The organism is Marinicrinis lubricantis (assembly GCF_042658665.1).
In the GTDB taxonomy this organism is placed as follows: Bacteria; Bacillota; Bacilli; order Paenibacillales; family KCTC-33676; genus Marinicrinis; species Marinicrinis lubricantis.
Genome location: NZ_JBHSQV010000033.1, coordinates 40125 through 55169, shown reverse-complemented (window position 1 = coordinate 55169; position 15045 = coordinate 40125). Strand labels below are relative to the sequence as shown.

Genomic DNA, 15045 nt, shown 5'->3' with positions numbered 1-15045 from the left:
TAAAAGCGAGTGTTTGTATCTGTTAAACGACAATTCTGAGGAAGAAATTAGACAAGCCGTTGAGCAATATATCTACTTCTATAACTTCCAACGCTTCCAAAAACGACTCAACCATCTGGCACCGATAGAATATCGACACCAGATGGCTGCTTAGTCTTTTTAAAGCTGTCTACTTGACAGGGGTAAGTCCAAAACATGCTCACGGATAGGCTTTGATTTGTTTTTCATATAAGTATTACATCGTAAGTGCCTTTTGTGCATTCTTGATATCATTCGCAATGAGAGCCTTTAAATCGTAAGATGGATAATAGCCGTGCTGATACATATAATTGTAAACTTGACCGTGCCATTTGACAGCTGCATTCAATTGTTTGGACAACACGTCGCGCAGCTCAGGCGTTGCTGTTTCTGTTACAGCGATGGCGTAACTCCTTACAGACGTTTTTGCAAGTCCGAGAAGGCTGCCGGAATAGAAACCTTCATCGTTTCGAGTTAAGTTCTCTTCATATGGAATAGGGGCTCTTGGGAAGAAAGAGATAAGCTCTTTTATATTTTTCTCGATGGCATGAATGGAAGTTGTGTAAAGAGATTTTAGAGCTTGATCCGTAACATCAGGCACGGTTTTCTTTAATTGCATCAGGGCGTTACTTTGGAAAGCAACTAATTCGTGCAGTTCTAATGTTTCGTGCCATGCTAACGTTTTAGCTTTTGCTGCTTTATTCGATTTGGCTATAAATTCGTTCATCAGTGATAAATTCCTCCTTGAGTAATGTGTCTTTATACGGTATTCAAAAACGATAAGGGTGGGTACTTGTCACGATGCAATTTTTATAATTTCCATATAACTTCCAAATTTCGCATGGTAGTAAAATAAAGGATTTGATTTCGTTATTGAAATCATCTCGAATTCATCTTAAAATAGGAATGTGTTATGAACCAGATATGAACCAGTAACCAGGAGGTGTACACATGATCCACTGATAGAAAATAGGAACACTGACATCACTTAGATATACCACATCTAGCACTTTCCTCACTCGCATCACCTCATGATCGAACGATGATGGGCTCCATTTGGACAAATGAGCCAAGCAGACTCTTTCACTTTCACTCTCACATCTTATGAATCAATGATTTATTACTCGAGGCGAATACATAATTCCAATGGCAGATTGTCAAGCACTTTGACATGATGTAAGAAATAGGCAGTATTCCAGCTTAAACATTGGAGGGATTTATTTGTTGCTTAATCGACGTGTTAAGAAATATGTATGGATCATACTGGCATTTACACTGATCTCAATGAATTTTCATTTTATTGGAAGCGCTTCAGCAAGTTCATCGCAAATATCGATACCTATGGTGAACGGAGGTTTCGAAGAAGAAGTTTCCGGCGGTGAAATCCCGGGTTGGATGAGTATGTTTGAAACGGAGGAAGGATCGCTGTATTACGAAGTGTCGGATGAAAAAAGTCAGTCCGGTACGAAAAGTCTGAAAATCGTGGATACGTATCAGAATCGATCCGTTGCGCTTATGAGTAACAGTATCCCTGTGACAAGTGGATTCACATATACCGCTAGAGCACAGATTTTCATTGAAAGCGGTGCGACAGCCAGTTTGAATTTTCGGTATTATGACGCGGCGGGAAAAGCCGTAGCGGAGAACCAGGAGGTCCCACTCCACGTAGATCCGAATAAGGGCTATTCCCGCGGTCAGTGGCATGATGTATCTTCTTCCACGGTAGCCCCTGAGGGAGCCGTATATGCTAGAGTGATCGTATACACGACTTCCTACAGCACCGCTACCGCATATTTCGATGATATTCGATTCTCTTATGAAGAGCCTGTGAAAGTGGCGGGGGTGTTCCATATGAGTATGCCGTCCTCTGCACAGCTTGGAGAACAATTCCAAGTTGCCGTATCGCTTTCCGAAGCGGTGGATGTGCAAAGTGTGAACGCAGCTGTCTATTTTGACAGTGCGCGTTTGCAGATCATTGAGGTGAATCCATCAGGGGCATTTGCCGATGAGTCTGCCACATTCGAGGCCAATGTCGATAGCGATTATATTCGTTTGAGCGGAGGTTTACAGGAAGCGAATTCAATTCAGGGTGAATCGGGTGTTGCGGAAATCACGTTCAAGGTTGTGGGCGATAACGGAAGCGCGTGGGTTATTTTATCTAGAGGCTCTAAATTGAACGGTAAAGAGGCACTATTCTCCGATATAACTCAAATCGTGACCATTGGTTCCGGCAGCGGAACCCCTGTCGACTTAGAAGAGATAACTTTTGGACAGCCGGAATATTTACTGGCGCCCATTGCGGATGCCGTCGGCGTATTTGACGGGGAAGCAGGCATAGAGGATGGAAAGAATGTTATGTACACAACAGTAAAGGGCATTCCTCCAATGCTGCATGTTGTAGATCTTGACGATTACCAGCTGATCCGCAGCGTTCCTCTTGAAGGAGGAAGCGATGTATGGAATCATGCAATTGCACCGGATGGTACGGTATACATGACTTCAGGCGGTCAATTGTGGGCTTATTCTCCAGTGACGAAGACGGCAGAAAAGGTATTTACCTATGCGGGTGAAAATACGTTCTGGTGTCTCGCAATTGATGAACAAGGGAATATCTATATTGGTACTGGGCCTGGCGGGAAAGTCGTAAAGTTCGATCCCGTCACGAAGGAAAGCAGAGATTACGGCACGATGGTAGACGGCGCTGGACAGCAGTATGTCAGAGCCATCGATTACAGTAACGGTTATGTGTATGCTGCGACTTCACACGCGAAGGTCTATAAGGTCAATGTGGAGACTGGGGAAAAAACAGAAATCGCCGGACCACTGAATGAATCCGGTTATGTATACGATTTGAATATTGTTGATGATCGATATGTGATCATTCGGATGGAAATTTCGCAAAAAAGATACTTCTATGATATCGAGAAGGGAGAATGGCTTGACGTCGTTGTCGAGAACAGCTCTTCCGGTTTGCAAATTCCAAAGGAATCATTGGATGGAAAAATATATTTCCCAGCAGACAAAAAGATTAAAATGTTCGATGTGGAGACTCATGTTGTTGAGGATTCCGGTATGGAGTACGAGACGGCTTTCCGTGGGGCAAATTGGGTGGAAGTCGATGATCCAGATTTACCGGGCAAAAGTATCGTAACGATGAATTTCGCGGGAATCATTGTATTCTTCAATCCTGAAACCCAAACGGTGAAGCGTTATGAGAATATATTGCCTCCGAATGCCTCGATTACGCATCGCTTCGCTTCTGGACCAGACGGAAAAATATACGTCACCGGCATGCAAGCATCGAAGGCGGCGGCTTATGATATCGGAACAAATACAGCTTCAACATTCCCGATGGGGCAGGCCGGAGCCGTTGTTCCTTTTGGCGATAAGCTGTACTTCGGCGTTTACCCGGGCGGAGAGATTGAGGAATACGATACGAACACGCCATCCGTTCCACCGAAGAAGCTGTTTAAGCTGGAAAACGGACAAGATCGGATTGGTGAAGGAATCGTTGCCGGAAGTAAAATCTATTTTGGTTCAATCTCCACCTATGGTGAATTGGGCGGTGCGATCACTTCGTTTGATCCGTCCAATCCGGACATCGAATCCTCCTACCAAGTATTTCGCAATGTCGTTCAGGATCAAAGTGTCATATCTTTAGCTTACAAGGACGGCAAGCTTTACGGCGGTACAAGTATCAACGGAGGAATGGCGGTGGATCCGAAAGCACAAGAAGCGAAGCTATTCGTATGGGACACAGTCCGCGAAGAGAAGATCACGGAGATATCCTTGGACATTCCGGGATTAAAAAATCCGCCTGCAATCGGGGGATTATCGTTTGGTCCGGATGGGCTGCTATGGGGCGCTGCGAATGGCTATGTATTTGCACTTGATCCAAATACCATGAAAGTGATCAAATACCGCAATTTGAACCCTCAGGATTCCGGCACGGGATTCCGTTGGGGAAGTTTCAAGCTGGAATGGCATGAAACGGGTATCCTTCTTGCGAATTTAGGAATCAAGATGTATGCTGTTCATCCAGAAACATTAGAATACATTGAATTGCCGGGGACAGAAGCTTTTACAATTGGACCGGACGGTCATCTCTATTATGCACCTAAAGAGAACAGAACACTGATGCACCGAGTTACGATCAATACAGAAGAACCGGAGACAGGAATCCCGGCTAGACTGGATTTGAACGCACCCGTATCGGCAGCAAAGGATGAGACTTTTTCGGTTGAATTGAAGGCTGCTGATGTTCAGGATTTGTACAGTATCGATTCGCGCCTTACGTATGATCACGAAAAGCTGCAGCTGATTGAAATAAATGCCGCTGGCGCCTTCCTTGGGGAGCAGGCTGCAATAACGACGAAACACGAGGCGAACGAAGGCACTTTAAGAATGATTCAAACCCTTCTAGGAGAACAGTCTGTGCGGACAGATACGGATTATGCTGTACTTACGTTCAAAGCGCTGAGCGATACTGGAACGGCACAAATCACACTACGGCAAAGCTCCAGCGTAGCGGCTTTCGATGCAGATGTGACCGGGAAAGTGTATACGATGGATCAGGATGTTACACGAACCGTAACGCTGGTGCGCGCAGTACCGGAGGATGTCAATGGTGATGGAAGGGTCGATCTTGTCGATGTTGTTTCGGTAGCGAAGCAAATCGGAGCCGTTGTCACAGAAGAGAATATGATCTTGGATGTGAATGGTGACGGAACGATTGATATTCAGGATGTTTCGATCGTTGTGGTAAAAATGTTGGAACATAAGTAATGACAAAAAACTTCCCGGCTCTTACGAGTCGGGAAGTTTTTGACGAAATGAGGCTGCTTACATCACGAAGCAAAGACAAGTGAAGAGTCATCATCAACCCAGCCTTGATAGTTTCTTAAATCTCCAGTATAAATGTGTTCTAGTAACGGAGAAGCTTGAATATCTACAGGTGTAGTAAGGGATGTCGGCTTTTTAGCCAGACTTAAACCCTCTCGAGACATAATTTCCGCGACGAACTGGGAGCAAAAATAATTGTTGTCGCGGTTCAGCTCGAAGTTAAACATGATGGCGAACAGCCCGAGGAGATTGTATTTATAAATATCTTTGTTCTCCAGCATATAACGAATTCTGACTCGTATTCTTTCATAGACTTCTTCGCTGACGGTACATGAATAGATAGAGGAGGGTGTCACTCGGTGCGGATTTCGAACCAGATCACCATTCAACCGTTCCCGAACAAAGCCTCCGACGAAAGGGTTGCTGGAGTTTGTGCGTCCAAAGCTGTAAATTTCGGTTAATTGCTCATCCAATGCGATCGATACATGATTTAAGTTTCTTCTTGTGTACCAACCAATGAGCTTGGAAAGCAGCGTTCCTGTATCTGTTAACAAAATATAAATTTTTCGAGTTTTCATTTGGATCACCTTTATATAAAATCAAGAATATTTCCTAGATTAACCATAGTTTATTAAAAATTAGACGAATTGAACAGGGGCTGTGAGACGGAATTTAGGCTAGACCTTGGTCGAGTTGATTTAATCTATCGATCGCATCTAAATGGACTCGATGCAGTAAGGTCATTGACATGAAGTGATTCAAGTGGTATATCTTGAAACAATTATAATACAGGTTATATACAGGTGTTAATAGTTATATGGGTATACAATTCAATGCATCAAGAGAAATAATCTGTGCGGCATACATAACTCTAGTGGTTCGATTGAATGTTATACTCCCTACCAATAAAGAGTTGATTAGGAGAGATAAGATGACACAAATACGAGAAATCGGTATTCCCGTGCAATTAGACGAGACAAGAACAGCAGCCGTATGTACGAATGCCGCGGGGGAGAGCAGACTTGTGATTGCGGCAAAAGGCTTTGTGCTCACTCTTCATGTAGGAAACGGTGATGTAAAGCAGGTATATTTCCCGAACGGAGATGAGGATTATCCATATGCGTGTCTTGCTAGCAGATCCGGTCTGCTCTATACGGGAGCCGGAAAGCAATTCATGGTATTTGATCCGTTCCAAGAACAGTTTATCGATGTGCATGTTCCAATACCTTCGGAGGAAATTGTGGGGTACCGATTCGCGGAGGCTCCGGACGGCTGGATTTATTTCACGACGTATCCAAGCTGTTATTTGCTTCGATATAGTCCGTATCTGAAACAGGTCGAAACGTGCGTAAGGTTGGATGAGACGGAAAAATATACGAATAGTATGGCTTGTGATGCATTCGGATGGGTCTACGTTGGGATTGGCACGGAGCGTCACAATGTAGTGGCGTTCCATCCAGCCACCGGACGACATCATTCTTTTGTTCCGGAATCAGATAGAAAGAGAGGTTCTGGGCATGTTTATCCAAGTATTCAAGGAGCCGTTTATGGTTTTTGGGATATGGACGAACATAATGAAGCCAAGTGGCACGAGTTCAAACAAGGACATGCGCTTCCGACGGCTGCAAATCTTCTTCCGCCTTCTGAATACAACGGCTCAGGCTTCCACACCCTGCATCGCAACTTACCAGATCCTTTGTGTATTGAACGATTCGATCTATCTGAACGAGAGGTTATTGTTCGTGACGAATCAACGGAGGAAGTGAGACGTATCGAATTGCATTATGCTTCCCGGGGTGCCCGGTTATCGACTTTAACGATGGGTCCAGACGGGTGCATATATGGGACATCCAATCATCCACTGCATTTATATAGATATGACCCGGAAAAAGGACAAATGATATCATTCGGCGGTAAGGCGATTGAAAAAGGGGGAGGAGGCAACATCTACGCGTATGCGATTCAAGGCTCATTACTTCTGGGAGCGGCTTACGCCGGAGGGTACTTACATATTATAGATACGGCGAAGCCTCTGACGTTCGAAAAAACATCTATCCGGAATCCAAGACTGGTTGCGGAGCATGAGGAAATCCATCGTCCAAGGTGTGCGTTAGCCCATTCGGACGGGAACCATGTTATTTACGGGGGATTTCCCGGATACGGCATGGTTGGCGGCGGATTATGCTTTTATGAGATCGATAAAGATCGAGGCACAATTCGGACTCACAAACAGGTGGTGCCGTATCAAAGCACGTTGTGTTTAGCAGAAGGCAGAAATCACAATATATGGGGGGCACCAGCATCCATACACCAGGTGGAGCAGAACCGAAAGCGTCGGAAGCCGTGCTGTACGAGATGGATTTTATGACAAAACAAGTCATTCGCAGCATCGTACCCATCCCAGGCGCCCGCGAGATATCCTTGATGAAGATGGATAACAGGTATCATCTTCATGCGCTCACAGGGGATGCGGTTTATTTTGTATTCGATACACTTTCTTGGACAGTTCTCTATCACGAATCGTTGGCTCGATTCGGTAGAATTGTACGGGAAGGACTCGCTTGGACGGACGATGGTCAGCTTGTGATACTAATGAGTGCCACGTTGCTTATTATCGATCCGGTGTTCTACCGGATCTCGCAAACCATTGGGCTGTCTAGGCCAGCAACATCGGGGATTGCATGTAAAGGGAATCGAGTTTATTATGGCAGCGGATCGTTACTTTGCGAGACGACCCTAACGAACAAGTAGAATTAATTAGACCATGCTCGGATTGATGTCAACATAAGTACGGTGATTGGAATGGATTGCAAGGCAAATCGCTGGGTCAATTTCAAGTGGAAGGAGGAGGAAAGTCATGACATATTCACTTTTGCAGCTGCAAAAAGAAGGGATCCCCAGACTGCTTGATGGTATAGAAACATGTGAGGCGTGGGAGCAAAAAAGGTCACAGCTGCATCTCAATTGGATCAAGACGATAGGCGGGCTACCTGAGAGAAGAGAAGTACAGTATGCAGTCCGTACACGAATAGATGAGGGGGATCATGTACGTCTGAATATCGTCTATTCAACCTCGGATGATGATGAAGTAACTGCTTATTTGCTTATTCCTGCTAAACGTAACCATTCGAAAAATAATTTCAAAAGTCCTGCTGTATTGGCGCTGCATCCGACAGCGGCGGAAGGAAAGGAGGATGTGGCGACCATGTCAGGCAGAGAAAATAGGCAGTATGGCCTCGAGCTCGTTCGCAGAGGATATGTCGTTCTGGCGCCTGACTGCATCACGGCGGGAGAACGAATATATCCGGGGAATGAGCCATATTTCACCGCTCCCTTCTATGAGAAATATCCGCAATGGACTGCCGTCGGAAAAATGATTTTCGATCATCTGCATGGGCTTGATATCTTATGCTCGCTGCCGTATGTAGACGAGCATCGGATCGGTGCGATAGGTCATTCCCTCGGCGGATATAATGCTCTTTTTGCAGCAGCGGTGGACACACGAATTACTGCAATTGTGACCAGCTGCGGATTTAGTACGTTCACTGGAGATCCAGATCCGTACCGTTGGGGACAGCGTGATTGGTTTTCTCATTTCCCTTTAATCTCAGAAAGCCTAAAGATCGGCATGGTTCCATTCGAGTTTCATGAGATAGCCGCTTTAGCCGCACCTGCCGCTTGGTTCAATTGGAGCGGAACGAAGGATCCGATATTTCCGCATTGGCCCTCCTATATGGAAGCCTTGAATGATCTACAGGACTTATATCAATTTCTCGGAGTGGCAGATCAATTTATGGCGTTGTGCGGAGCTTGCGGTCATGATTTTCCTCCTGCTATTCGTGAAATGGCTTATCGATTCCTCGATAAACAGTTAGAGATCAAATAAATTAGTGGTTCTTCACTCTATTAACGAAATGGAAGGAATTGGCAGCAGCTTGGTTCCTTTTTTGCATTCTAAGGTTCTCTCCATTTTTTTGAATGGTACAATCGAAAAAATGAAGGTTTCGAAGGAATTCTTTTTACAGAAATAGAAATGTACTTGCAGTGCATATGTCTTACATCGTTCTGGTTCCTGGTCTTATCTTCAAAGGAGATGGACCTGCAAGAGATTCATGAAAAGGGGGAATTTATCTGATCCGTTGGTTGACGAGTGAGAGGAACCGAAATGACAGCAGGAGAAGTGTATTCACGACGCTTCTCCTGTCTTACTTAGTCGTATTGTTTATTCCGGTGACAATCGGAGGACTGCTCTATGGAAGATTTGAGCGGATCATGGTAGACAATGCGAGAAGCTCTAATCTCGCATTGATTGAACAGGTCAAGCAAGTTGTTGACAGCAGGCTGGAGGAGCTGGATCAATTGTCCAGGCAGGTGACAACATATCCGAAATTAAACAGTCTTTTGAGGCAGAAAGTCATTCAGTCCGGTGAGGAGTTATACCCTTTTCTTGATTTTATGAAAGAAATGGAGAGGTATCGAAATGGTAACAGCTTTATTCATGATTTTTATGTATTTTTTAATGAAAGCGGTACCATTTTGACGCCGTCGATGAAGACGGATTTGGCGATGTTTTACAATCACATGTATGGATATCAAGACAAAACAATCGATGAGTGGAAGGATGATATTTTGCTGGGACTTCATCATCAGCAGTTTCTCCCTTCAGCCGTCGTTATGCAGGGGCATCATGAGCAATCGATGATCACCTATGTCCAATCGCTGCCTATTGGAGAACGCAATCAGCCCCTTGGTACGTTCGTCGTTCTTATTAATGAAAAAGAAATTCAAGGACTGCTGGAGGAAATTATTAAAGCCAATCATGGCACGATTTATATACGAGATGCGCTGGGCAATATCTTGCTCAGTACGGGCAGTGATGCAGCGCAGGAAGGTAACTCCTTGAATCAAGATGACAATATGATGACGGTATCAACGCGTTCCAGCCATAACGGATGGGAGTACATTTCGGTTGTTCCTGACCACGTATTTTGGGAAAAGGTGAATATGGTGAAGACGACAGCCATCATCCTGCTGCTCTGCAGCCTCGCTGCCGGGACGATCGTTTGTTATCTCATGACGAAAAGAGCTTACCGTCCATTGAAGGAAATCATTAGCTATATCCGCGGACGGAAGCATGCTCCGGTTTCAGCCGGAATGAATGAATATGAGTTGATTAAATCATCTGTTCTGGATTCTTATGAGAAGCAGGAAGAGCTGCAGGAAACGCTGTACCGCCAAACGCCCGTCATTCGCTCTAACTTTCTAGGAAGGTTGTTGAAAGGTTACGTCGATGTGAGCAGGGTCGAGACCGATGGATTGAAGATGATGGGGATCTCGCTGCCGTATCGATATTTTGCAGTCATCATTATTCGTGTAGACGACTGCAGCGGATTCGTTCGCAACAATTCTGAAAGCGAATGGGCGCTGATTAGTTTCGTGATTGGGAACATATCTGAAGAAATACCAGGGTATCGCGCTTATTCGGTGGAGCTGGAGAAAGAGCAGCTCGCTGTTATCCTCAATCTGCCGGACAGGGACCAGAAAGCAGCTTACGAGGAATGGATGGAACAACTCAAGCAAATTATTGAAAAGCGGTTTAAAACGATGGTTACGATCGCAGCAAGTCAAATACATGAAGGCTTGGAACGTATTCCCGACGGCTTCAACGAAAGCTTGAAAGCAATGGATTACTCCATCTTTAAAGACTATCAAGCGATTATTAAATTTGAGGATATTGGACACCATCACGAAACGTATTATGACTATCCTCTGCAGGCGGAAGTGCAGTTGATCAATTATATCAAAAGCGGAGATCTTGAGAAGGTGACGCAGCTGATTGGCAGCTTGTATCACAGCAATTTTGAACAGCGGAAAATGACCCCGGAGCTGGGCAGATTGCTGTTTTCAAATTTGATCAGCACGCTGTACAAGCTGCTAAACGATCTTGGCACAACGTTTGAAGAAGTATTCGGATCAGAAAACAGCCCGTTTGACAAGCTTTTCAGCGGAGTCAACATGGAAGAGCTCTACCATGAGGTTCTCAGTATGTACGAGAGGCTGTGTATGCACGTGAATGCACATAAAAGCGACTCCCATATGCTGTTGGTTGAAAAAATGAAGCAGTATATCAATCAGCATTACACAGATCCGATGCTGAGCCTTGTTTCGATCGCCGATCATTTTCAGATTACTTCTCCTTATTTGTCGGCCTTTTTTAAAAAACACAGCGGTATGAATATATCGGATTATACCGCTAAGGTGCGAATCGAGCATGCGAAACGACTGATGAGAGATGCGGGTTTGACGATAACACAAATTGCCTTATCGGTTGGCTATGCGAACGACGTTGGTTTTATCCGAATGTTTAAAAAACACGAGGGAATTACGCCGGGTAAATATAAAGAAATGATTCATTCTTAAAAATGATAGGTTCATCGTAAATGTTGTAAGTCCGCTTCCTTAAGATTTGAAGGCGTATCTTGAAAGGTGAAGGTATACGACAGAGGGGGCATTTTTTTACAATACGATCTAAGGATCGGCCAACCGTTCCCCTAATCCAGATGATCATAAAAAGGAGGCGTCAACGAGATGAACAAAATCAAACCGAAGCTGATCGGCGTATGTATGCTGGCTGTATGGTTCGTCATTGTCGTGGCTGCATGCAGCAATCAAGCATCCGACAAGACGAATCAGGAAGGCAGCCGTGAACAGCAAAATCAAAATGAGGGAGGCCAGGAGCCGCAGGAAGTCGGCTATCCTGAGAAGCTCTCATACTGGGTTGCTCTGAATGGAAATGTTTCGGCAACGATGAAGAGCTATAATGAGATCGCTGCTTATCAAGAGCTGGAGAAATTAACAGGTACGAAGGTGGAATTTCAGCATCCGCCGCAGGGACAGGAAACCGATGCGTTCAATTTAATGATTTCTTCAGGAGACCTTCCGGATGTGATCGAGCATAATTGGGCCAACGTCACGAGAGGACCGGATCAGGCAATCAAAGACGGTACCATTATTCGGTTGAATGAGTTGATCGACCAGTATGCGCCGAATTTCAAAAAGGTACTTGAGGAAAATCCGGAATTTAAGAAATTAGTCACAACAGATGAAGGCAATATCTACGTGTTCCCATTCCTTCGCGGGGATGAATATTTGTTAACCTTCAATGGTCTTACAATACGCAAGGATTGGTTAGATACCCTCAATCTAGAAGTGCCGGAGACGATTGATGAATGGTACGAGGTGTTAACAGCTATTAAAACAGGAGATCCGAATCAGAATGGAGAGCAGGATGAGATTCCGCTGTTCATTGATATTAAAGGGACGAATTTAAATTTGAATAATGCCTTTTTAGGTGCGTGGGGCATTACAAGCATGTTTTATCAAATCGACGGAAAGGTTCACTACGGACCGATTCAACCGGAGTTCAAGGAATTCCTGACGACGATGAATAAGTGGTATGAAGAAGGACTTATTGATCCGGATTATGCCGCGACCGACGGCAAGCTGAAGGATGCCAAGGTGACGGGGAATGTGCTGGCCGCACTGCCAACGTATACGGGAAGCGGCATTGGCCGTTACACGGAGCTGATGAAGGAGCAGTATCCCGACTTTGAATTAGTCGCTGCGCCAAACGTCGTACTGAATAAGGGCGATCGTCCGCTCATCGGCCAAAAGGATTTCCCATTTACCGGTGTGGGTGCCGCAATAACAGGATCGAATGAGAATCCGGCAGAAACGGTGAAATGGCTCGATTACAAGTACGGTGAAGAAGGGCATATACTGTTCAATTTTGGAATTGAGGGCGTCAGCTATGAAATGAAGGATGGGTATCCGACATATACCGATGAAGTAATGAATCATCCGGATCTGCCAGTAACCCAAGCCATGTCCAAATATGCGATCGCCAGCTTCTCCGGTCCATTCGTACAGGACAGAAGATACATGGAACAGTACTCAGCATTGCCCGCTCAAAAAGATGCCATTGAAACCTGGATGGATACGGAAAATGATCGGCTAATGCCGCCGATTTCGCCAACTTCGGAAGAAAGCTCCAGATATGCGTCCATTATGAACGATGTCAACACGTACTATGAGGAAATGATCAATAAGTTCATTATGGGAGTTGAACCGTTAGACAACTTCGACTCATTTGTACAAACGATCAAAGGCATGGGGATTGAGGAAGCGATCCAAATCCAGCAGGCAGGATTGGACCGTTTCAACAAGCGCTAGGCATTCGATGAACGTAGAGGAGGCGATAATGAATCTCTTCCTCTGCGGTTAAATTCTACAATGGAGGAGTTGCCGATGGCAGAGCTGCAAAAGAATAGCGTCACAGGATCACCGCTGTACCGACAAACCCTTCGTCGGCGGGTAATTAAGGATTTCCGTCGTAACAGGCTCATTTATCTCATGCTGCTTCCCGTTGTATTATTTTATGCTGTATTTCATTATGGACCCATGTACGGAATTCAAATCGCATTTAAAGATTTTTCACCGGGCTTGGGCATCTGGGGCAGTCCATGGACGGGTTTTGATCATTTTCGTGATTTTTTTGAAGGTTATTTTTTTGTTCGAATTATTCGCAATACTCTGCTCCTTGGGCTGTATGATCTAATATTCGTGTTTCCGGCTTCTATAGGACTGGCGCTCCTGCTAAATGAGGTTCGCCATCGGATCTTTAAGAGAACGGTTCAATCGATAACCTATCTTCCTCATTTTATTTCGGTGGTTGTTATCGTTGGCATGATGGTCGATTTCTTGTCCATGAACGGATTGATTAATCAGTTGATTGTCATGTTTGGCGGCGAGCCGATCTCTTTCTTGAGGGAACCGAGCTGGTTTCGCTTCTTATATACCTCTTCTGCCGTATGGCAGCAGATCGGCTGGGGATCGATTATTTATTTAGCGGCGATTTCAAACATCGATCCGACACTGTATGAAGCGTCCAAAGTGGATGGAGCGGGTCGTTTGAGACAGGTATTCCATATTACAATTCCTGGGATTATGCCAACCATCATCATTTTGTTCATCTTGAGGATTGGCTCTCTGATGGTGCTTCAAGATGAAAAAATACTGCTGATGTACAATCCGATGACCTATGAAACCGCTGACGTCATTGGAACTTATGTGTATCGAAAAGGGATATTGGAATCAAGCTACAGCTTTAGCGCCGCGGTCGGACTGTTTAATTCACTGATTAATTTTGCGCTGCTGTTTGGTGCCAATTATTTAAGTAAACGGTTTAGCGATACGAAGCTTTGGTAGGAGGGGGAGAGATGAACTATAGGAAATCATGGAGTGAGCATCTATTCGATACATCGAACATAACGTTTTTGGTTCTTCTGTCATTGATAACATTGTATCCTTTTGTATATGTGCTCTTCGCATCGCTCAGCGATCCGGTGGCATTTGTGCAGCATCGCGGCCTATTCATGTGGCCGAAAGGCTTTACACTGGAGTCGTACCGATTAGTATTTGAAAATCCCAATATTATCATGGGATATGGAAATACATTGTTTTATGTCGTCGTTGGGACGCTGCTCAGTCTGCTGATGACATCGCTCGGAGCCTATGGATTATCAAGAAAAAACGTCTTGTGGAAAAATACGATCATGTTTATGATTGTACTGACGATGTTCTTTGAAGGTGGATTAATCCCAAAATATATATTAATGCTGAATTTGGGACTGGTGGATTCCCGTTGGGCTCTCATCATCCCAAGCGCCATTCTGACCTGGAATTTGATTATCATGCGCACCGCATTTCAAGGCATTCCCGTTACGTTAGAGGAATCGGCAAGAATAGACGGAGCGAATGATTTGACGATATTGTTTCGAGTCATTATCCCGCTGTCGCTTCCGGTGATGGCGGTCATGGTATTATTCTACGGTGTATGGCATTGGAATAAGTGGTTTGATGCTCTAATTTATTTGCGCAGCCGGGATTTATTTCCTTTGCAGCTCATATTGCGGGAAATCTTGATTCAGAACAGCACAGACAACATGACGACCTCCGTCGGGGGAGGAGACAAGATGCCGATCGGAGAGACAATTAAGTACGCTACGATTATGGTGGCAACGCTTCCAATTCTGTTTCTTTATCCGTTCCTGCAAAAATATTTTGTGAAAGGTGTAATGATCGGGGCGATCAAGGAGTAATCATCGTCTATGATTGTGAAATCTG

Annotated in this window: 11 protein-coding genes; 9 read left to right on the top strand and 2 right to left on the bottom strand. The window is 44.8% G+C overall.

Annotated features, from left to right (window positions below; genetic code table 11):
* Positions 1–13 precede the first annotated feature (13 nt).
* On the top strand, positions 14–154 hold the full coding sequence (locus ACFPXP_RS05610) for an IS3 family transposase (protein WP_122971801.1): 141 nt from the start codon (positions 14–16) through the stop codon (positions 152–154).
* A gap of 81 nt (positions 155–235) precedes the next feature.
* Here ACFPXP_RS05610 and ACFPXP_RS05605 read toward each other — a convergent pair whose 3' ends face one another.
* On the bottom strand, positions 236–745 hold the full coding sequence (locus tag ACFPXP_RS05605) for a spore coat protein (RefSeq protein WP_379893201.1): 510 nt from the start codon (positions 743–745) through the stop codon (positions 236–238).
* Positions 746–1239: 494 nt separating this feature from the next.
* On the opposite strand from ACFPXP_RS05605, the gene ACFPXP_RS05600 reads away from it, so the two are divergent.
* Positions 1240–4803, top strand: a complete 3564-nt coding sequence (locus tag ACFPXP_RS05600; RefSeq protein ID WP_379893200.1) for a cohesin domain-containing protein — start codon at positions 1240–1242, stop codon at positions 4801–4803.
* Positions 4804–4865: 62 nt separating this feature from the next.
* Here the strand turns inward: ACFPXP_RS05600 and ACFPXP_RS05595 are convergent, their stop codons facing one another.
* Positions 4866–5438, bottom strand: a complete 573-nt coding sequence (locus ACFPXP_RS05595) for a hypothetical protein (protein ID WP_379893199.1) — start codon at positions 5436–5438, stop codon at positions 4866–4868.
* Positions 5439–5791: 353 nt separating this feature from the next.
* Here ACFPXP_RS05595 and ACFPXP_RS05590 point away from each other — a divergent pair, with 353 nt between their 5' ends.
* From ACFPXP_RS05590 to ACFPXP_RS05560, 7 genes are all read left to right on the top strand, one after another.
* Entirely contained in the window at positions 5792–7228 is a 1437-nt protein-coding gene (locus ACFPXP_RS05590) for a hypothetical protein (protein ID WP_379893198.1), read from the top strand.
* The gene (locus tag ACFPXP_RS05585) at positions 7225–7611 is read left to right on the top strand and encodes a hypothetical protein (protein WP_379893197.1); all 387 of its coding nucleotides are present in this window, start codon (positions 7225–7227) and stop codon (positions 7609–7611) included. The genes ACFPXP_RS05590 and ACFPXP_RS05585 overlap by 4 nt, the downstream gene beginning before the upstream one ends.
* Before the next feature lie 106 nt (positions 7612–7717).
* Positions 7718–8746: a dienelactone hydrolase family protein gene (locus tag ACFPXP_RS05580; protein WP_379893196.1), complete on the top strand. Its 1029-nt coding sequence runs from the start codon at positions 7718–7720 to the stop codon at positions 8744–8746.
* A 257-nt stretch (positions 8747–9003) separates the two neighbouring features.
* Positions 9004–11280, top strand: a complete 2277-nt coding sequence (locus ACFPXP_RS05575; protein WP_379893194.1) for an AraC family transcriptional regulator — start codon at positions 9004–9006, stop codon at positions 11278–11280.
* Positions 11281–11448: 168 nt separating this feature from the next.
* Positions 11449–13092, top strand: coding sequence for an ABC transporter substrate-binding protein (locus ACFPXP_RS05570; protein WP_379893192.1), 1644 nt, complete (start codon positions 11449–11451; stop codon positions 13090–13092).
* Positions 13093–13167: 75 nt separating this feature from the next.
* Positions 13168–14127: an ABC transporter permease gene (locus tag ACFPXP_RS05565; protein WP_379893190.1), complete on the top strand. Its 960-nt coding sequence runs from the start codon at positions 13168–13170 to the stop codon at positions 14125–14127.
* A gap of 11 nt (positions 14128–14138) precedes the next feature.
* Entirely contained in the window at positions 14139–15020 is an 882-nt protein-coding gene (locus tag ACFPXP_RS05560) for a carbohydrate ABC transporter permease (protein ID WP_379893188.1), read from the top strand.
* The last annotated feature ends 25 nt before the right edge of the window (positions 15021–15045 follow it).